General features: G+C 64.7%; 27 protein-coding genes. 8 read left to right on the forward strand and 19 right to left on the reverse strand.

Annotated features, from left to right (window positions below; all coding sequences use genetic code 11):
- Positions 1 to 691: 691 nt before the first annotated feature.
- The gene (locus tag CIW48_RS15350; protein ID WP_149311550.1) at positions 692 to 1,462 is read right to left on the reverse strand and encodes a sugar transferase; all 771 of its coding nucleotides are present in this window, start codon (positions 1,460 to 1,462) and stop codon (positions 692 to 694) included.
- 478 nt (positions 1,463 to 1,940) lie between these two features.
- Between CIW48_RS15350 and CIW48_RS33970 the strand changes: the two genes are divergently transcribed.
- Both CIW48_RS33970 and CIW48_RS33255 read left to right on the forward strand, forming a co-directional pair.
- A complete protein-coding gene (locus CIW48_RS33970) occupies positions 1,941 to 2,366 on the forward strand; it encodes a hypothetical protein (protein ID WP_149311551.1) in 426 nt (141 codons plus the stop codon).
- A gap of 347 nt (positions 2,367 to 2,713) precedes the next feature.
- Positions 2,714 to 2,890 carry a hypothetical protein gene (locus tag CIW48_RS33255; RefSeq protein WP_173009274.1) on the forward strand — a complete coding sequence of 59 codons (177 nt, stop codon included), beginning with the start codon at positions 2,714 to 2,716 and terminating at the stop codon, positions 2,888 to 2,890.
- A gap of 408 nt (positions 2,891 to 3,298) precedes the next feature.
- On the opposite strand, the gene CIW48_RS15365 is transcribed toward CIW48_RS33255, so the two are convergent.
- The 4 genes from CIW48_RS15365 to CIW48_RS15385 form a co-directional block, all read right to left on the reverse strand.
- Positions 3,299 to 3,565 carry a hypothetical protein gene (locus tag CIW48_RS15365; RefSeq protein WP_149311553.1) on the reverse strand — a complete coding sequence of 89 codons (267 nt, stop codon included), beginning with the start codon at positions 3,563 to 3,565 and terminating at the stop codon, positions 3,299 to 3,301.
- 982 nt (positions 3,566 to 4,547) lie between these two features.
- Entirely contained in the window at positions 4,548 to 4,739 is a 192-nt protein-coding gene (locus tag CIW48_RS15375; RefSeq protein WP_149311554.1) for a hypothetical protein, read from the reverse strand.
- A gap of 170 nt (positions 4,740 to 4,909) precedes the next feature.
- Positions 4,910 to 5,128 carry a hypothetical protein gene (locus CIW48_RS15380; protein WP_149311555.1) on the reverse strand — a complete coding sequence of 73 codons (219 nt, stop codon included), beginning with the start codon at positions 5,126 to 5,128 and terminating at the stop codon, positions 4,910 to 4,912.
- 31 nt (positions 5,129 to 5,159) lie between these two features.
- Positions 5,160 to 5,342: a hypothetical protein gene (locus CIW48_RS15385; RefSeq protein ID WP_149311556.1), complete on the reverse strand. Its 183-nt coding sequence runs from the start codon at positions 5,340 to 5,342 to the stop codon at positions 5,160 to 5,162.
- A 364-nt stretch (positions 5,343 to 5,706) separates the two neighbouring features.
- Here CIW48_RS15385 and CIW48_RS15390 point away from each other — a divergent pair, with 364 nt between their 5' ends.
- Positions 5,707 to 5,904, forward strand: coding sequence for a hypothetical protein (locus CIW48_RS15390; RefSeq protein ID WP_149311557.1), 198 nt, complete (start codon positions 5,707 to 5,709; stop codon positions 5,902 to 5,904).
- A 44-nt stretch (positions 5,905 to 5,948) separates the two neighbouring features.
- Here CIW48_RS15390 and CIW48_RS15395 read toward each other — a convergent pair whose 3' ends face one another.
- Positions 5,949 to 6,488, reverse strand: coding sequence for a hypothetical protein (locus tag CIW48_RS15395; protein WP_149311558.1), 540 nt, complete (start codon positions 6,486 to 6,488; stop codon positions 5,949 to 5,951).
- 110 nt (positions 6,489 to 6,598) lie between these two features.
- Here CIW48_RS15395 and CIW48_RS15400 point away from each other — a divergent pair, with 110 nt between their 5' ends.
- Complete coding sequence (locus CIW48_RS15400) at positions 6,599 to 6,853, forward strand: hypothetical protein (protein WP_149311559.1); 255 nt, start codon at positions 6,599 to 6,601, stop codon at positions 6,851 to 6,853.
- 139 nt (positions 6,854 to 6,992) lie between these two features.
- Positions 6,993 to 7,310, forward strand: a complete 318-nt coding sequence (locus tag CIW48_RS15405) for a hypothetical protein (RefSeq protein ID WP_149311560.1) — start codon at positions 6,993 to 6,995, stop codon at positions 7,308 to 7,310.
- A 464-nt stretch (positions 7,311 to 7,774) separates the two neighbouring features.
- Here the strand turns inward: CIW48_RS15405 and CIW48_RS15410 are convergent, their stop codons facing one another.
- From CIW48_RS15410 to CIW48_RS15440, 8 genes are all read right to left on the reverse strand, one after another.
- Positions 7,775 to 8,194 (reverse strand): hypothetical protein, encoded by a 420-nt coding sequence (locus CIW48_RS15410; protein WP_149311561.1) that lies wholly within the window; start codon positions 8,192 to 8,194, stop codon positions 7,775 to 7,777.
- An 86-nt stretch (positions 8,195 to 8,280) separates the two neighbouring features.
- The gene (locus tag CIW48_RS15415) at positions 8,281 to 9,030 is read right to left on the reverse strand and encodes a hypothetical protein (protein ID WP_149311562.1); all 750 of its coding nucleotides are present in this window, start codon (positions 9,028 to 9,030) and stop codon (positions 8,281 to 8,283) included.
- A gap of 39 nt (positions 9,031 to 9,069) precedes the next feature.
- On the reverse strand, positions 9,070 to 10,095 hold the full coding sequence (locus tag CIW48_RS15420) for a hypothetical protein (protein WP_149311563.1): 1,026 nt from the start codon (positions 10,093 to 10,095) through the stop codon (positions 9,070 to 9,072).
- Between the two features lie 55 nt (positions 10,096 to 10,150).
- Complete coding sequence (locus tag CIW48_RS15425; protein WP_149311564.1) at positions 10,151 to 10,429, reverse strand: hypothetical protein; 279 nt, start codon at positions 10,427 to 10,429, stop codon at positions 10,151 to 10,153.
- A gap of 66 nt (positions 10,430 to 10,495) precedes the next feature.
- The gene (locus tag CIW48_RS15430; protein ID WP_149311565.1) at positions 10,496 to 10,930 is read right to left on the reverse strand and encodes a penicillin-binding protein; all 435 of its coding nucleotides are present in this window, start codon (positions 10,928 to 10,930) and stop codon (positions 10,496 to 10,498) included.
- The gene (locus CIW48_RS15435) at positions 10,927 to 11,364 is read right to left on the reverse strand and encodes a hypothetical protein (protein WP_149311566.1); all 438 of its coding nucleotides are present in this window, start codon (positions 11,362 to 11,364) and stop codon (positions 10,927 to 10,929) included. Before CIW48_RS15435 ends, CIW48_RS15430 begins: the two co-directional genes overlap by 4 nt.
- Entirely contained in the window at positions 11,364 to 11,495 is a 132-nt protein-coding gene (locus tag CIW48_RS34530) for a hypothetical protein (RefSeq protein WP_281407349.1), read from the reverse strand. Before CIW48_RS34530 ends, CIW48_RS15435 begins: the two co-directional genes overlap by 1 nt.
- An 11-nt stretch (positions 11,496 to 11,506) precedes the next feature.
- Complete coding sequence (locus CIW48_RS15440; protein WP_149311567.1) at positions 11,507 to 11,797, reverse strand: hypothetical protein; 291 nt, start codon at positions 11,795 to 11,797, stop codon at positions 11,507 to 11,509.
- A 189-nt stretch (positions 11,798 to 11,986) separates the two neighbouring features.
- On the opposite strand from CIW48_RS15440, the gene CIW48_RS15445 reads away from it, so the two are divergent.
- The 3 genes from CIW48_RS15445 to CIW48_RS33260 are packed head-to-tail and all read left to right on the forward strand — an operon-like array spanning position 11,987 to position 12,548.
- Positions 11,987 to 12,151: a hypothetical protein gene (locus CIW48_RS15445; RefSeq protein ID WP_348645129.1), complete on the forward strand. Its 165-nt coding sequence runs from the start codon at positions 11,987 to 11,989 to the stop codon at positions 12,149 to 12,151.
- Positions 12,148 to 12,402 (forward strand): amino acid transporter protein, encoded by a 255-nt coding sequence (locus tag CIW48_RS15450; RefSeq protein WP_149311569.1) that lies wholly within the window; start codon positions 12,148 to 12,150, stop codon positions 12,400 to 12,402. Before CIW48_RS15445 ends, CIW48_RS15450 begins: the two co-directional genes overlap by 4 nt.
- Positions 12,399 to 12,548 (forward strand): hypothetical protein, encoded by a 150-nt coding sequence (locus CIW48_RS33260; RefSeq protein ID WP_173009275.1) that lies wholly within the window; start codon positions 12,399 to 12,401, stop codon positions 12,546 to 12,548. Before CIW48_RS15450 ends, CIW48_RS33260 begins: the two co-directional genes overlap by 4 nt.
- Positions 12,549 to 12,671: 123 nt before the next feature.
- Here the strand turns inward: CIW48_RS33260 and CIW48_RS15455 are convergent, their stop codons facing one another.
- The 5 genes from CIW48_RS15455 to CIW48_RS15475 form a co-directional block, all read right to left on the reverse strand.
- Positions 12,672 to 13,589 (reverse strand): ParB N-terminal domain-containing protein, encoded by a 918-nt coding sequence (locus CIW48_RS15455; RefSeq protein WP_149311570.1) that lies wholly within the window; start codon positions 13,587 to 13,589, stop codon positions 12,672 to 12,674.
- Between the two features lie 170 nt (positions 13,590 to 13,759).
- Positions 13,760 to 14,017, reverse strand: a complete 258-nt coding sequence (locus tag CIW48_RS15460; RefSeq protein ID WP_149311571.1) for a hypothetical protein — start codon at positions 14,015 to 14,017, stop codon at positions 13,760 to 13,762.
- Positions 14,018 to 15,236: 1,219 nt separating this feature from the next.
- Positions 15,237 to 15,497 (reverse strand): hypothetical protein, encoded by a 261-nt coding sequence (locus CIW48_RS15465; RefSeq protein ID WP_149311572.1) that lies wholly within the window; start codon positions 15,495 to 15,497, stop codon positions 15,237 to 15,239.
- A gap of 11 nt (positions 15,498 to 15,508) precedes the next feature.
- Positions 15,509 to 15,688 carry a hypothetical protein gene (locus CIW48_RS15470; RefSeq protein ID WP_149311573.1) on the reverse strand — a complete coding sequence of 60 codons (180 nt, stop codon included), beginning with the start codon at positions 15,686 to 15,688 and terminating at the stop codon, positions 15,509 to 15,511.
- A gap of 568 nt (positions 15,689 to 16,256) precedes the next feature.
- Positions 16,257 to 16,625 carry a response regulator gene (locus tag CIW48_RS15475; RefSeq protein WP_149311574.1) on the reverse strand — a complete coding sequence of 123 codons (369 nt, stop codon included), beginning with the start codon at positions 16,623 to 16,625 and terminating at the stop codon, positions 16,257 to 16,259.
- Positions 16,626 to 17,101 lie beyond the last annotated feature (476 nt).

Genomic DNA, 17,101 nt, shown 5'->3' on the forward strand with positions numbered 1-17,101 from the left:
CCGCACTCCGGCCTGCGCATGCTCTCGCCCCGAGAGTACCTCTGCCGGACTGCCTAAACCCACCCCGCTGCCTGTCCGGTCAAACAGGGTGCACTCCACATGCGCTCAAGACGATGGGCGTGACGGTGGCGTCGAGTCACCTGTCAGCCTGACCCAAACGTCACGTTTGGCCTAGCAATGATTATTTTTCGTGCATAAAAATTCCGGATTATGGTTGTTTCATGGGTGATCGGGCATTATATCGACAAAATCTGGTTTTACTGATGTGCTGTAGAGAAAAGCCAAGCTTTCAACAGCGTTGAACTGCGCGCGAACGCAAGGAGCGCGATCATGCATTGGTCTGCTGTTCTTCTCGCCGTCTACGCTGCCGGTCTCGTCGAGTTCTGGCGCCTCTGCAGGACCGCGCCACTCGTGTGGCACGAAGACAGCTTTCCCCTACCTGAGGCGCCTCAACGCGACTCAGGACCGGCGTCGCTCTTACCCTCTGGCAACACGCCGGCCCGCCGCTGCCCAGGACCAGAGTCGGTCCGGTAGCCAGTACATCCGGATCGCTGTTGTCGCGGTGCTCACCATGACGCAGAACAGGTGGGCAGCACCAGTAGGGTTCGACTAGGCGTCTCCTCAGGCTTGGCGTAGTCGTACCAGAGTGGGTTGTCGTCCTGCATGACGGTGCCCATTGAAGCTAAGGCGCTCACTTGCTTCCGCGTTGTGCGAGAACGGCAGGGACGGTGCGGAGCATGATGGCGAGATCCCAGCGCAGGCTCCAGCGGCTGGCGTAGTCCAGATCCAGAGCGACGCGCTCGGCATAGGTCGTGTCAGAGCGGCCCGAGACCTGCCACAGCCCGGTCACACCCGGCGGCACGGCGAAACAGGTCGGGAAGGCCCCCCCGTAGCGGGCGACTTCGGCCGGCACGATCGGGCGCGGGCCGACCAAGCTCATCTCGCCGCGCAGCACATTCCAGAGCTGCGGCAGCTCGTCCAGCGAAGTCTTGCGCAGTACGTAGCCGATGGCGGTCACACGCGGGTCGTCACTGAGCTTGTGCGTGGCCTCCCACTCAGCCCGGGCCTGAGGATTGGCGGCCAGATGCGCCGTCAAAACGGCGTCGCCATTCGTCACCATCGAGCGGAACTTCAGGCACCCGAAACGACGTCCATTGCGACCGAGCCGCATGTGATGGAAGATCGGCGACTCGAAGTCCCCCGCATAGATGAGTGCGGCGATTAACAGCATGGCCGGCAGGAGCAAAAACAGCGCGGTGGCCGCCACCGCGATATCGAGCCCGCGCTTAGCCGCCCAGCTCAGCCGTCTGTCTTGTGGGAGCGCACAAATCGCAGGCACGAAAGCTTCGGTTGCTTGACTAACCTGTCCGGTGAATTGGACTGCAATCCGTTCGGCTATGGCGGAAACGTCTTGCGCCGCACCCACAGTGGCGGAGCCAGGAAGAACAGCCTGAGGTTCCATAATCCGCCCCCTCAAGATGGATAACGGATGATCGGGAATAGGTGCCCTGCGCGTTCGTTAACAGAATATTGCGCATAAAACAACGCTCTAATTATTGTTTCCGCCTCCATTATCAGCATTCGCGAGCGAAACCTTAGGTTGTAAAACTGGCGAAATCAAAATATCGCCGCTCAATGCCCGAATGGATTTACAAGGTTGCGAGCATATGCTGACTTAGATAGGAACCAGCGCACGAGGTGCAGCGGTGTTTATCCTGCTCTTGTGCGCTGCATTCGTGATTGGTGCGATTGGCTTAGCAATTGGCTTCAACTGGGATTGGGTTGGCGCCTTGACAGGTGCTCAACTTGGCGCAACGCTGGGTATCGTCGTTGCGGCAGTACTTAGTACGCGATGGTAAGCGTACAGCGCGTCAGCCTGATAGAGCCTGTAGAGTCTAACGCTACGCTTTCGGCTCGACCGGTGGCACAGTGCCGCCACCATGCCGATCCGGCCCGAGCACCGCTTCTTCTACCCCATCGACTGGGCGCAGCTCTCCGCCCTGATCCGGTTCGGCCGGGCGAAAGGTTGCTGTGAGGGGTGCGGGCGGCCGCATGGGCGAATGGTCTACTACCTCGGAGACGGCCGCTGGTGGGACGCAGACGCGGGTCGATGGCGGGATGGTTGGGGTCGCCGGATCCGGATCGCGGCAGAGGTTGAGGTCCTCGGTCTAGCCCGTCGGACGCGGGTTATTCTCGCCGCTGCCCATCGGGATCACGACACCTCGAACAACGCAGATGCCAACCTCGCAGCGTTCTGCCAGCGCTGTCACATGATCCACGACCGGCCGGAGCATCAGAGGCGGCGGCGGCGCACGTTGTTCCGGCGGAAGGCGCTGGGTGACCTGTTTGGTGGCCCCTACACCTGAACAGGCCACCGTGAGGGCGCCCTGAGTGTTCCTCAACACATCGGGCCAGAGAGCTTGAGCATAGATCTCCCTCAACGACGGCAGCTGCCGCCCATCCACTGGAGATCGTCATGCCCCTCTCATCCCGCCTCGTCCTCCTCAGCGGTATTGTCGTTCCGGCGGGTGCCCTGCTCGTCGGAGCGTATGTCGCTCTCGTCAGCCTCGCGCTGCCGATGCATTTCGCTTAAACCACTAGGTGGCAGCTGATCCGGAGCAGTGCCGCCCTGGGGTATGCTGGCCGATTGAGGTAGCCCTGGAACGTCAAAGGCCGCGTTACGATCGTCCGACCGTCGAGCGTGGGGGAGTCGATGAAGGTGTTCCAAATCCGTCAGAGTACTACAGGCACGATCCTCTGGACCGGCTCAGCGGCCGATCCGTTCGCTGCCCTCGATGCCATGGCCCACGCGGCGGGCTATTACGATCACAGCGATATACCCGACCACTTGCGGGACGGCGGCCTGCACGTCGAGGAGATGCGCACCTAGCACGTCGAGACCGCGCCCAGCTGCCTTATCGGCCAACCGCCAAGGCATCCGTCACCGGGCGATTGACCAAGGCATGCCGCTTCGCTTGATGCAGAATGATGCGGGCCGCAGCACGTGCGTTGGCCGCGCGTAGGACACCTTGGGGGCTGCCATCGCGCAAGGCGCGCCACGCCATCGTGCGGAACCACCGGATATTGGCGATGGCCACAGTGCGATGACGCGTGTTCGGCCCGCGCTGCCGTGGGCCGGCTGAGTCTGTAATCGGCATAAGATTTATCCTGGACGGCAATGATACGCCTGCCCGCGAACTGATTACGTGTTCGCACGTCCGATTGTGATAATCAATACTTTGTTCGAGATGAATGCAAAATAATCAGCACGCCTATCGGTGTGCGATTACATCCGACATTAGTGCGGTGGCATGGGCCGCACGAGCCACGTCACGGACCCGAAGGCCCCCAACCACGACCCTAGGGCCGCGAAGGCCACGTACACCGCATTCTCCGTGTAGCTGATCACAGCGAACGCGGAGAGCAGATACCAGCATGCCGACCAGTTTGCGGCCGGGATGCGCCTACGGGCGGTCACGGCCGCGTTGAAGAAAACATAGGCTGCATCTGTGACGGCGGTGGCGCCGACGACGCCTACCGCGATCAGGGGATCGATGTTCAGCATAAGGCGCTCCCAGGGCTTCCCAGGGGATCTCAGCTACATCGGCAAAATCCGGCAAGCGCTAGGCTGGCAAGACCTGCTCGCTCCCTCGATCTGCGGACTGGGCGGGGGAGGGTCTGAGCTCACCAGCGGTGGGCCGATACGCTACGTGGCCCACGAGCCTGGTGCCTGGGCTCGGTTAGGGAGCCGTCATCAACGGCGGCGCACCAGCAGCCCAGGCCACGGCCGCCGACATCATCAAGGGCATCTGACTATTCGCGTCCCAATAACCTGATGAATGGGTCGGGGCATACGCCCGAAACTGCATTCACCCAGCGCATGCCACTCATCCGGCATCTGTTATGCCGGAGAGCGCCGTGCGCACCCACATAACCCTCATCCAATGGTGTTCTGTAATGACTTTCTTCCTCGCCGCCGCTGGCACACTGAGCCCCAATGCGCGGGGTGACAGTCTCCAGCCCCCGACCGCGTGCGCTAGGGCTTCGCGGTCATTCTGAACCGAGCAACGACTTGGGAGGTGGCCATCGACGGCATGTGCTCCTGACCGTACCTCGATCACGGAGCAATGACGTGGAAATCTTCGACCCTAGGACTGGGCGCATCGTGCGCATTCCGGTCCCAAAGCCACCGCCGCCGAAGCCGGACACAACCCGACCGCAGATACGAGGCGGTAACTTGGCCGCCGAATGATCGCCCTTGGCCGGCGGTAAGCACTCGCGCTTCCGCAACTCACCGGAGCGAGAGAATGACGCCAGCTGACCAGAACCAGCGCGCCGAGCTGACCATCTGGCAGAGCCGGCATCCGGCTTAAGCCGAAGACGGCCGTACCCACACGACCCTGCGCGAGGCGCTTGTCGCTGAAGCCCAGGTCATTGAAGTCTAGGACGGGCAGGCCTGGATCAGCACCGAGTGCGGCAAGATCCTGTCGCCGCGCTGGATCCGGGCGACGGTGGCCTCGGGGCGCCTGCAGTAATCCCGGGCAGCCTCACGCGACCAGTGTCCCGCGGTTGCGCACTGCGTCGGGCAAACGATGCGTTCGTTTCACCCGGGCTGCTACGCGCAGGAAGGTCAGGAAGTTCTCAGCCTCATCGAGGCTCATGCCGCTGACTACGGGGTCGCGGTCCTGCACGACCATGTGCGTGCCGTCGCCGGCGAGCTTCACACTGATCCTGGACATAGAGCTTCTCCTTGTAGGAGGCCCATGAGCGCGCCGGATAAAATGGGTGCCTCAACTGCACAACCATACGGCCAGCGTTTTGTTCGCAGCCGCGATTTCCATTGCCGGGGGCGTGGTGGCCCTGGCGCTCTATCCCGATCGGATTGTAGATGTAGGGCGCCTGAGCGGGCTCAGGATCGCAAGGCTGAAGTCCGCGCAGCGCGCCGCGCCGGTCGCGATCGACGGACCCGCGTAAACACGAAGTAGGCAGCCAGGGCTACGCCGTTGATGCAGAGCGCCCATCCGTAGCTGTTGAGCGCTTGCCCGTACATCGGCCGGCCAATGGTGCCAAAGCCGACGCATGCGCCGAACACGGCGAGACCCGCGAATAGGAGAGCGAAGAACAGCATAACCATCCTCCACCAAGACAAGGTGAAGCACCTACAGGTCGAAGCGGCGGACGAACTCACACGGCGCGTACTGCACGCCCTCGTCGTCCGCGATCAGCACGTTAGTATAGCCGTTGCGGATCAGCTCGGCCACCTTTTCCAACGCGCCGATAGCTGTGTCGCAGTCGATGAGGATCGGCCCCCTCATGTTTAAGCCGATGATGATGAAGGTCATATCGACCTCCGTCCGCTTGGTGCGCCCCGCGGCTCAAGATACGCCTCTCCGCGGGCTTTCGCCATCGCGTTTGGCTGCAGTCGACTAGGGGCGATGGCAGCGGTCTATCGCGAGACATCGCCTAAGCTTGGCTTCCAGCCCGTCCAGCTCGTGCACACCCCATGAAGCGGATTGCCATGCGCCCGAGGTACCATGTGTCTCCATTCCGGCTTCGATAAAGTTCTCGTCGCTCGGTCATGGACATGCACCTGCTTCCGCTTGGCGCAAGGTACGCCAACGAGAAGAATTGCGGGAGTGTCCGCATCTCGAACAGCGCATATTGGTTGGGCGACTGGGCCCAGACAACATCTTCTGTGGGGCAGTGATGACCGAGCTTGAGCGGGTCGAACGCGAGATCGCCACCCTGCAGGAAAGCGTCCGAACTTCGACCCGGGCGCTCAGCGACCCGAACCTGTCAGTTGAAGGCGCGAACCGCGAACGAGCGAGCATCGAGCTTTATCAGCGGCATCTCGGCTATCTGCTCACGAAGCGCGACGATCTGCAGGCCCTGAGTGAGGATTAGGGGCTGTTGCTCGTCGGCTCCGTGGCATCGCCTCCGACTGGACGTTACTCCGCGCTTTCGAGCGCCTGCGACAGGCCCAGCCACCCCTTCACCTTCGCGGACAGGAAGCCAGAGCGCTTCCTCACCCGTTCGACCGGACCGCGAGCTGCATCAAGCCGGCTCGCCGCCTCATCCACGCCGAGCGGATCCGCTTGTCGCCCGATGGCGAGCGCGCCCTCAAGGGCTGCGAGTCCTTGATCGAACGGGAATTCGATCGTGAAAGCGTCACTCTGCTTGAGGTGATCGTCAATGTAGCGCTCCCGTTCGCGCTCGACCTTAGGTGTGTCCACGCAGGCCAGCCGCGTCACAAATGGCAATAGGCGTTGCCGCTGCGTCTCTGTCGCATTGTCGTTCAACTGCATCGCTAGCCCACAGATCGGGCGCGAGAAGCAGGCTGGCATAGCTTTGATTGAACCGACACGCTGATAGGGGAAGCCGCATGCCACGATTGCGGCTTCGTTGATGCAGGTGCCCCCGTCCGGTCCAGGGAAGCGATGTGATCCCGGAAGAAGCTTCCAATTCAGGATGTGATCGAAGTTGCTCATGGTGGCTAACTCCGTAGCCGCCCCCGCACCGAGCCTCCTCTTGTGTGATTATACCGTCAACCGCGTCCGTTGTTCGGGCGCTGCCGAGCTTGCCGGCCTATCAGATCCGCATGGCCAAGGGCGTGAAGCAATCCCCCCAGGATCGGGGTACTGTCCTATTCGACATTGTCTTCGAGGATGGCACCCGCGCCTCGAACCGGCGCGTGCCGATGGAGATCCTGGGCGGCTTGGACGGCGATCAACCGGCCCGTGAACTTATCGAGCAGCAAGAAGCCGAGATCGCCCAGAAGGCTGGTCGGCCGGCGCGAGCGATCCAGAGCCTGACGCGGGCCGCCAAACCAGAGCCGAAGCTCGTGCGAGATTAGCGCGTCGCCGAGCCGACGGAATACGGCTAAGCTTACTTTCCGTGCGCGCGTGACGTGGATCACATAAATATTCGACCAGACCTTTATCTATCCAATTATCGAAGCGGATAGGCCGCTCGGCGATACATTGGAGAGCATGATGATCAGTAAGACATTCAAGTCGGTGCTCGCTGCCGCGGTTATCGCGGCTCCAGTCGGCATCTTCGCGGCGACCGATGCGTCCGCCTTTGGCGGCCATTTCGGTGGCGGGGGGCACTTTGGCGGAGGCAGCCACTTCGGTGGCGGTCACTTCGGTGGCGGCGGTCACTTCGGTAGCCGGGGCTTCGGAGGCCGTCATTTCGGCGGTGGCTTCGGCGGCTATGGCTGGGGACCCCGTCGCCTCATCTACGTGGGTAGCACCTGCGGCTATGGCGCTCACTACAGCAACTACTGGGGCGGCTGCGTTCCGAACGACTGAGCACAGACCTCGCAGTCGTGCGACATGATCGAGCCGAGCGTTTCGTGAGAGCGCTCGGCCTACTCGCCCGCGGATCCCGACCGCCTCAGGATTGCCGTGCCAGCTTAGGCTGGCCCTCCACGCCCGTCGCAAGCTCGCCCCCACAACAGCCCGGCCGGGCGTGGGGTTTGTGTCATTCACGGTCCCGTTACCGGGGTATACATCAGCAGCGTCGGCGGTGGGATGGATCGCTGACCTTCCACGCTCGCCCGGAGATATGCCCCTCAGCTGTCGGGGCGGGCGTGGGTGCATAGTTTTTGCTTTTGCTTCGCGTCGGGGCTCCCCCTCGGCCGCCACGCCCGCCCAGACGTTCCCCCCACCGAAGGGCGGGCGTGGATGCTGAGGACCATCTTGGCGAGACGAAAATCGCTAGGGTCAGGACAGAACGCGCAGCTCGGGTTCGCGGTTGGGCAAAGCGGCCGGCATCAGCGAACCCCTGCCAAGTCGAGGAGGGCAGCGCCGGCCGCCGCGATTATATTGCCGCGACCGCCCCAGCGCATCGGGGGAACCTGGATCACGGTTGCGGCAGGCTGCTCGGCCGGCACCTCGGGCGGGGTGGTCTCGGCGGCTTCGGCCTCGCGGTCCTGGTCGCCACCGCGCATGTAGACAACTTGCGAGTAGGTGACGTTTTCGGGCGAGGCCAGCGAGGGCTTTGAGCCGCCGGTCTCGTCGTGGTCGACGCCACCGTCCATGCGATCCAGCACGGCGATGATCCGGTCCGCCGCATCCAGGGCGGTCTGTGCCGCCTCCTCAAGGCTGGCGCGTAGTTCGGCCCCGGCCAGCGGTGGCAGAGCTTCCGGGGCGGTCCGTTTCGGACGCGGGGTGAATTGGAGCACGTCGCCCATGGAGTCAGGTCTCAGGGTGTGAAGGGAAAGGCCCGGCGGGGACCGGCCGGGGCGGTACGCACGGAAGGGGAGAGCTGGGACGGCAGTCAGACTTGAGCCTGATTGTTTGGGTCCACGGCCGCGAGCAGAGCCAAGAGGTAGTCGCCGCAGAATTCCTCCTGCACCTTTGCCCGCCAGTCGGCGCCGAAGGTGAGTTCGGCCTGAAGCACCACGTAGCGGGCGAGCGCGGCCCGCCCTTCGGCAGTGGTCGGCACGGCTGCCCAGACAGCCGCGCGGGTGGCCCGTTGCTCCCGCTCGATGGCCGCCTCGCGGGCCTGCTCCGCGTCCGACAAGCGGCGGCCTTCCACGCTGGCGGCGAAAGCAGTCATGGCGGCCTCGGCGCGGCGGCTGGCGTCGATGGCCGACAGCACCGGGTCGGGGGCCGTCTTCACAGGGTATTCGTCGGCGTAGGCCAGCGCGAACAGACCGGCGGTGTTCAATTCGTGCTCGATCTCGGCCATGCGCAACTCGCGCTCGGTCGCCAGCGGGTAGAGGCGGGCGCATTCGGCCGGGGACAGCTCTCCGGTTTCCAGCGCCTTGCTGATGCTGTCGAACGTCCACCATTCCAGCGGCGTGCGCTTAAGCTCGGGGTACTCATTGGCGAATTGGGTTCGGATGGTGTGCTCATGGCAGGCAGCGAGCCATGCGGCCTTCGCCTCGTCACTTCCTGGCGCGAGCAACGGGACGGCCGAGCGATCGGGTGCACTGAGGCTGGCGCGGAGGCCGGCGGCCCGGTCCTTGAGGGCGTGGCGGCCGGAGTTGCGTCGGAACAAGTTAGACAGCTTGAGAGAGGGCATGTGCCCCTCCTTCCTGATGTTGGAGAACGAGAGGGGCGGTCAGGCGCGAGCGAACCGCGGATCCGTGGCGCGGGGCTCAAGCCACAGGTGGATGGCGCTGCTGTTGGTGATCTTCTCGTTGTAGAGCCCTCGAATGCGGTCGCGCGTCTCGGTGGAGGCGCCGTCCGTGGCCGGGTGGATGAAGGCCCATTCCGCCCGCTCGGCGTGGTACTCGACCCGGCCGCCGGCCTCCTCCCACGCGGACAGCCATGCCGGCACGTCGAAGCCGGACTCGCGCAGAGCTACGCCCGTGATGGCCGCCGCGCTCTGCAACAGAACCGTGAAGGGGGAGCCACCCTCGTACCAAGCCGTTGCGCCCAGGGCACGCGTGTGGACGGCCAGCCCTTCAACGGTTTGGGCCGGAGTGCGCCACAGGAGCGTGCGAGCGCGGCCTGCGGTTTGCCTCGCACCATCCCACTCGTCGCGCAGGGCTCGGATCCGGAACTGCCGTTCCAACTCAGCGTGCCGGGCATCGTAGGCGGCGGCAGCCGGCAGGAGCGAGCGCCAGCGACGAATGCGATGCGGGGTCTGCCCGCCTTGGCCGAACAGGGCGACGGCGAGCTTGATTGCACGATGCAGCCCCTCGGCGGTCCACCCATGGTCGGGGTTCAGGCGCGTATCGCGATGCACGAGATGCGTCGGGAGCCGAACGCCACGGCCGATAGGCGAGAACATGCCGAACCGATGGGCTTCCCATGGCGTCATCAGCAGTTCAGGCGGGAACGGGCCGAGCGCTGCACGGAAGGCGGCATGCGCGGCCGTACTAGCATCCTCGACAGCCTTCTCGGCGGCATCGGCGCGGGCGCACAGCGCCTCGATGTCGAACAGGTCTTGGTTGGGGTGCAGCGCCGCAGCGGGGTTCGGAGGAGCCAGGGCGAGCGCCGGCAGGGGCGCGGCCGCTGCGACGGTCCCGGAGACGACGGCTCGGCGGCTCAGACTGGCGCGGAGGTCGGCAGCGCGGTCGCGCAGGCTCGGGGCCTCGGGGTCGCGGCGGATCAGCTTCTTGAGGGACAGGCGGAAGGGCATTGCGGGATCCTCAGGTGAGGGCGCGGGCTCCCGGCCCGCTCGGGTTGCGGGCGGGTCAGAGCAGCGAGGCGAGGCCGGTCAGGACCATGCAGCCGCCGATGATGGCGGTCGCGGCCAGCAGCTCACCGGCGGCGTCGAGGAAGCGCAGGGACCGGCTGTGCGCGGTGTCCGGCCGGACCGGGGCGACGGCCTCCCACGGCTCGATCGCGCCAGGCTGGGCCTCATCGGGAAGCTGGCGATAACGGCGGTCGACCGGGACGCGGACCGGCTTGCTGCCGACCGTGAGGCGGACTGGGGCCGGCTGGCTGAAATCGGGGATACGGACGTGCTTCATCGTTCGGGCTCCGGTGAGGGCTCGTGGCTGTGGGGCGGTGGTGGCGAGGGGAGAGGCGGGCGGCGTCTACCCGGGCGAGGCGCGGGCGAGCTGCGTCACGTCGAGGGCGACGGCGCCGGGACGCTGGGCGACCTTGCGGAGTCGACGGCGTGCCGCACGGAAGGCGCACGGGTCGTCGGATGCCTCGGCGCGCTGGCGGTAGTAGGCGACGAGCGCCACCCCCGCCTCGGGCGTCGTGGGCGTGAGGGCATGCAGCTCGGCCCTGGCAGCGGTGCGGGCCAAGGTCAGTCCGATCCGGTAGGCGCGCCAGTCGGCGGGCAGCGGCAGGCCGGCAGCCTGGATCTCGCGGGCGAAGCGTCCGGCCTCGCGGTGGGCGGCATCTGCGGACTGCGCCCGGCGGATGGCAGCCGGGAACGGATCAGCGGCGGCAGGGGTGGCGCGGTAGGCGGCGAGCGCCAGGGCGGCGCCGAGCGCTGAGCGGCGGGTGAGAGCGGCGGTCACGACGCGAGCCCACTATCGAGAGCCCAGCGCGGATGATCGCCGTCCTGCCCGTACAGGTCGGGCAGAAGCACCCACAACCGATCATCAATCCGGTTCAGAAGGTCATCGGCCACGTTGTATGCTGCGGACCGCAGGGCCTCGTCGGTGAACTGGTCGGCATCGGCGCGGCCGTCTCCATAGACGTAGTTTGCCAGCGCCATCCCGAGCACCGCGCCGCCGATCTCGGCCTGCGTGGCGGGCGACAGCATGTGCCACGCATCCGTCAGGGAGAACGGTAGCGGCAGGCGGGACCAGAACGCGGCGTGATCGGGCAGCCGGGCGGTGTCGTCGCCGCGAAGGGCAGGAGTGGCAAACTTCGCCACTCCTCCGGTCTGGGTCGCGGTGGCGGCAAGGAGGCCGGCAGCGAGTGCGCGGCGGTTGATGCGAGCGGACATCAGACCGCCTCGCCGAGGTAGCGCCGCACAATGGGGAGGTCCCGCACGAGCATGATGCTGCTGGCGCCGAGAAAGACGGGCGTGAGCCACGCGAGGAACACGACCTGATCGGGGGTGAGGTTGGAGAGCATGGCGGCAGGCCTCAGTGCGCAGCGGCGCGGTGGGCGGCCTTGGCGACCTGCCAAGTGGCCTTGAGGGCGGAGGATATGGCCTCGACGCGGGAGACGCCGCAGCGCTCTTGAATGCCAGCGGCGGCCTTGCAGGCGGCGGCCATAATGGCGGCGCGGTCGTAGCGGCCGGAGACGACGAGGGGGCGGGTGCGGGTGCCGAATTGGATCAGCGCGCGGGCACCGAGCATGCCGGCCGGGATGGTCGGGCGGCTGTCGCGGCCGGCGCGGTCAATGCGGGTCCAAGAGACGGTGCGGTGGGACATCGGGTGTCGTCCACGTTGTAGCGGTTGCTACCACCTGTGGACTTGTTATAATACCCATGCCTTGGTGTAGTCAACAGGGCACTGGGTATAAAACCAACTGAGGGTGTGATGCTTTCGACCGGCAATCAGCTCCGCGCGGCTCGGAGCCTCGTTGCGATGGATCAAGTCACGCTCGCGGAACGCTCTGGCGTGAGTGCCAACACCATCCGGTCAATGGAGGGGAAGGGCGCGAACATGCTGACAAGCGGGCTCGACACAGTGAGGGCCGTCCAGTCCGCGCTTGAGGCAGCCGGCGTCGAGTTCCTGAACCACGGGCGACCTGGCGTGCGTCTGCGCGGCGCGGATCAGCCGTGAGCGACGATGCCGAGGCGCGCGACAAGCTCGTCGCGAACGAGCGCCGGAAGCTGTCAGCGACCTACCTGAATGGCCTCGCGGTGGCGGTCTTCGCCGTCGGCGGCTTCGCGCCGTTCATCTCAACGGTTCTGGCGTCGGGCGGCGGCGCGCAGAGCCCGCTTCTCGTCCTGGCGGTGATGGCGGTTTGCTGGATCGTCAGTGGCGCCATACATTCAGCCGCTCGGGTCTCATTGAAGGGTCTTCAGCCATGACGACCGCCCAACTGCTGCTGCTGCTCTCCGTGCCGGCCGGCGCCGCCGCCCTCGCCGGGTGGGTGCTGTGGCTCAATCGTGGCGTCGCGACATTGCGGGCGTCTGAACCCGCGGACCGCGCAAACGTGCGGGTCGACGTCCGGTAAGGGGCGGCTTGCCAACAGGGCCATACCGCCCGGCATGCCCCATACCTTCAAAGGGGGTCGCGGTTCGCTACTCCCCTAGCGTCGGCCGGGCGGCCACATCATTGCAGCGCGCCCGGCCTGACGCTACTCGGCGGCGACGGCTATTTTGGACGAGCTGAGCGGTAGCGAACGTTCATCGAGCCAAGCCCCGAGCCGGCGGGTGAGAGCGCTCAACGGGGTGCTGACGCCCACCCGCGCGTCCTGATGCGCAAGGTCGATCTGTTCTTGGTAGTCGATGCTATCGAAAGCGCGGAACAGCACGTCCCCGGACTCACGCCACATGGGCCGCTGAGACAGAACTTCGGCCAGGGCCCGGATGAGGACGCCCTTCAACATGTGCGCGTTGCCGTCGCCGGTCTCGGTCACGCACTGAAGCGCGGAGATCGTCACCTCGTCGCCGTAGGTTGTGATTACAGCCTTCAGGGACGACACGGCGTTTACAGCGTTCGGCGGCAGGTCCTTCTTCGACATCTTGTTGCGAGGGATCTTCACACCTGCGCGCTCGGCTACTTCCGCGACTCGCTTCGCAAAGCTGCTCCCGGCCTGTAGCTCGGCGTGAAAGATGTTGTTCTGGTAGAGCCGCGCGATCTTAGAGTTGATTGCTGCGAAAGCCGCAGCCTGCTTGGCCCGATCGGCCTGGACGATGCAGCAGGGCACCTTCTTGATGTTGTGCAGGAAGGCGGCCGTGGTGCGGTGCTGCCCGTCGATTATGGCGTAGAACCCACCCTCGACGGGGGCGACGATCACCGGGGTGAACTTCGACCAGTCGAAAGCATCCGCGATGGCGATGATGTGCCGCCATGCGAGGCTGCCCATCGCGCGCTGGTAGCTGTCATCGACAACCAGCAGGTGCGTCTCGACCCAGCTCATCATCGGCGCCGGCCCTGGGTTGAGCGGCGACAGCTTCAGCCTCTCGTGGTTCGGGATAGCCTTGGCCGAGATCGAGCGGAAGTCGGCCTCGCCGGTCGCATCGGACGGCAGGACGGAGGTGTACTGTTCCATGTGCGCTCCTGACGGGAGCGGTGGTAAAGCCACGGCCGCTGGGGAACGCTGCGGTCAACTCGGCTCCGCTCCCAGGCAGAGCTTCCTTCGAGCCTGGCTACATGCCAAATCCGGATCCAGCTGAAATGGGCACGGTAGGATCCCTGCTTTTACACCGGAGTGATCACTGCCTACTCCACGGTGCGCCACTTCACGGGCGGTAGGGCCTTGCCAGGCGTCGTCGCGTCCCGCTGGTAGAAGGCCCTACGGTCGCTGGTCACGACCTCGGCGACATCGTCAATAGCGTCGATGATCTTCTCGGTAGCCTTGTAGAGCGGCCCCTGCGGCTTGGCGCGGGTCAGGACCAAGATGCAGTGCTGGCGCCAGCGTCGGACCTCCTCCAGGAAGGCGACCTCCTCGGCCCGCACGAAGACGCCTCGTCTCGCCATAGCCCATCCTGTGATCCACGGGCAGGATCTGGAACGGGCGCAGAACATAGCGAGGTGGGTGGCCGAGAACGCCGGCATCAACCGGCTATGTGTCATGGGCAGGCGCGAACAGAGCAACACCCGTTGACGGACCGTTAACTATCCGGGGTCACGCTGCCGGCAGCGATCCGTCTAGGGCCGAGCGACGGCAGAGTAGCACCAACCTACACGCCCCTGGTCTGGGTGCGGCCTCGCCGTCGCAGTCGCGCTCGCCTAGCGCGGGCCGCTACTCTCGGATCTGACGCCGTGCATGAGGGTCGCCAGATAGATGGCGGATGCGATCACGGCGCAGGCTATGACGCCGAGGGCTTGAGCTGTTGGTAAGGTCATACCGCCAACCATACCGTCCGGTTGTGGCGAGCATGTTGCCGGATATGAGCAGGGCATTCACGAGCTAGCGATATGGCATGCCGGGCTCCACGACGGGCCTCTAGGTAACTGCCATGCTTTGGTCCTGCCTAATCCTCATCACCGAACAGACGTTCGTCCCCGCGCAGTGGGAGCGCGCCTCCGTGCGGAAGGAGGCGCTCTTCGAGTGGTTCTTGCTCGGTGTCGTGGGCGTCATCGTCGGCACGGGGGCTCTCGTGTTTTCGATGGGAGCAATCGAGATCAGCGGCATAACCCACTGCGTGGACTGGCAGCGAAGGCACGACCTGGTGAGGCCGGACGATGGGCCGCTACCGCCCCTTGCCCCTGAGCGCCCCAGCCCTCAGCTGCTCAAGCACCATGCTGCCGCTCCCGGTCGAACGGCCAGGATGTAGAACGATGGGGAGTGCCAGTCCGTCCAATCTGGGCCTGGACGCACTGGCATTACCGACTGGCATCCCGATCCGAGACCCAGCCGAGGACCGCCGTTGAGGCACAACTAACCGCCATCCCCGAGGCTTCGTCCCGGGCCGCGTTGCGTACTGGCCTCAGCCTTGAGGAACGGCACCAAGCCCCGTCAGCCCGTGATCAGATCGGGCGGCAGGGCCGACAACCCCGCGGTATTCCGATCGGCGGCAACGATCTGTTAACTATAATGGCCGAGGTAGCTGTCAGCGATCGGCTGGGGGCTGAGCGTCGGAAGAGCAGCACCACTATCCAAGGTGCGGTCTCATTGGCGCAGTCGCGACAAGCCCGCACCTGGAACACCAGGGCGGGCTTCTATCGTCATACCAGGGGACGGGCCCTACTCACCTCAGGTGAGCGCCTGCGGATGCGGCGACGGCGTGCCAGTGTAGGTGTCCGGCTTTAGCGGACAGCCCCCGTGCGATTTCCGATGGGAAATCGACCGGCGAACATCGGGCCTGCTGTAGGTGCCCAGGATCATTACCCGGCCGTGACAGGCGGGGCAGCGCTTCAGCGCGGCAGAGTGGGCGACCGCGGCTTCGTTCAAGCTGACGGCTTGCCAGAAGCCGTCGATCTTCACCTCGCAGGTAGGCGGCTCAGCCACCGGCATGCTCTACGCCGTCAGACTCGGATTTCTTCAGCCGATAGGCCACCTGCCCTTAGGTGATCCGGGATGTCGCCGTGGTCGTAGTACCCGGCTTCGTGCGCCATGGCGTCGAGAGCGGCGATCGGGTCGGATGCTGAGCCGGTCCAGAGGATTGCGCCCGTCGCGGCCTGACGGATCTGGAACACCTTCATCATCGGACCCTCAAGCTTCGGCGTATGGTTAAGCGCGATCGCCGTCGCTCGTTCCGAGGCCGTTTGCCGAACGAGGGTGAGCGACGGTGCATACGATCCTCACGATCGCGCGGGCTGACGCCAAAATCGCAAACCATTGATTTAGGTTGCACACAATCGATATGGATCATGATGCGGTCCGGCGAGGCTATCGAAAGGGTGCACGTGGATCGGCGTGTTTTTTCCAGAGCAGATGGTAATCTTGAGGGAAAGGGGCTTCCGGTCCCCACATCTGATGCCGTGACGGAGCTGATCGTCGCCTTGTCCATCTGCGCAACGTCACTCGACCTACTGGCCAACGAGGTAGTCCAGTGTGCTTCGCATTCGGACGACCCTGTTGCGCGACACGACCTGTTGGCGGCCGCACGAGGCCAACGCATCCGGGTTCTAGAGGTACAAGGCATGCTCGCCGTTCTGAGCGGCGCCTTCGTTGATCGATATGTCGCGGATAAGCAGCCGTGACGGACTGCGCTCGAAGGATGGTTGTAGCGGCGTCAGACGGGTGCTGTGTGCCTGCCTATGATGCCTGGTCTCAATGTAATCGTAGAGCCTGCAGCGCCCTACGCACCAGTCTTTCTCCGCACGGCTTCGCAATGAAATGGGCGGCGTCAGGCAAAAGCGCTGCTTCCTCCCGAGTGCACCCTGAGCAAACGATTATCTTCGTCTCCGGCCACCGCTTGCCAGCAGCATGGGCAAGATCACAGCCGTCCATCGCACCGGGCATGTTCACGTCGGTGTAGAGAAGGGCGACATCCGCATGCGCCTCCATGTGGTGGAGTGCGCCTTGAGCATGCTCTGCTTCGAGCACCTCAAAACCCATCGCAGACAAAATGTCAGCCGTGACGAGACGGGTGAATTCGTCATCGTCGGCAAGCACGGCGAGGGGGCGCGATCCTGACATGGATCGAGAATGCGCCCATTCGACGCGCGTTGCAGCTTAACCGCAGATTTATTTACGTCTGTCGCTGGGAACAGCTTCAGCGTCGTGAGCTCGGATATAAGCCGACACTGACGCCCCTTTTGAATTTTGTATGCAGCTTGGAATGCGGCAGTGGGCCATGCGTTATCAAGCATGGCCATTCCCGATCGCTCCGCTCGCACCATCGTGACGCTGAAACAGCTGGTCCGAGAGCTCAACGTCCCGGTTGAGGCGTTCCTCCGGGCGCCAGCAGAGGGCGAGGCAGGAGATCTGCTAACCCTCGTGCGCCTTTGGTCCTCGATACCGGACACACAGGGGCGTCGTCGGGTCCTCAGCGTAGCGCGTCAGGAAGCAGAGCGATCCGAGGGCAAGGAGCGCGCCTGAGCCGTCCCAATCCACGTTGGGCAACCCCGCTTCTGGCCGCATAGCCCGGCAGTGAAGCTTGCCGTAGCCCGTGG

Source organism: Methylobacterium sp. P1-11, from assembly GCF_008329595.1.
Classification (GTDB): Bacteria; Pseudomonadota; Alphaproteobacteria; order Rhizobiales; family Beijerinckiaceae; genus Methylobacterium.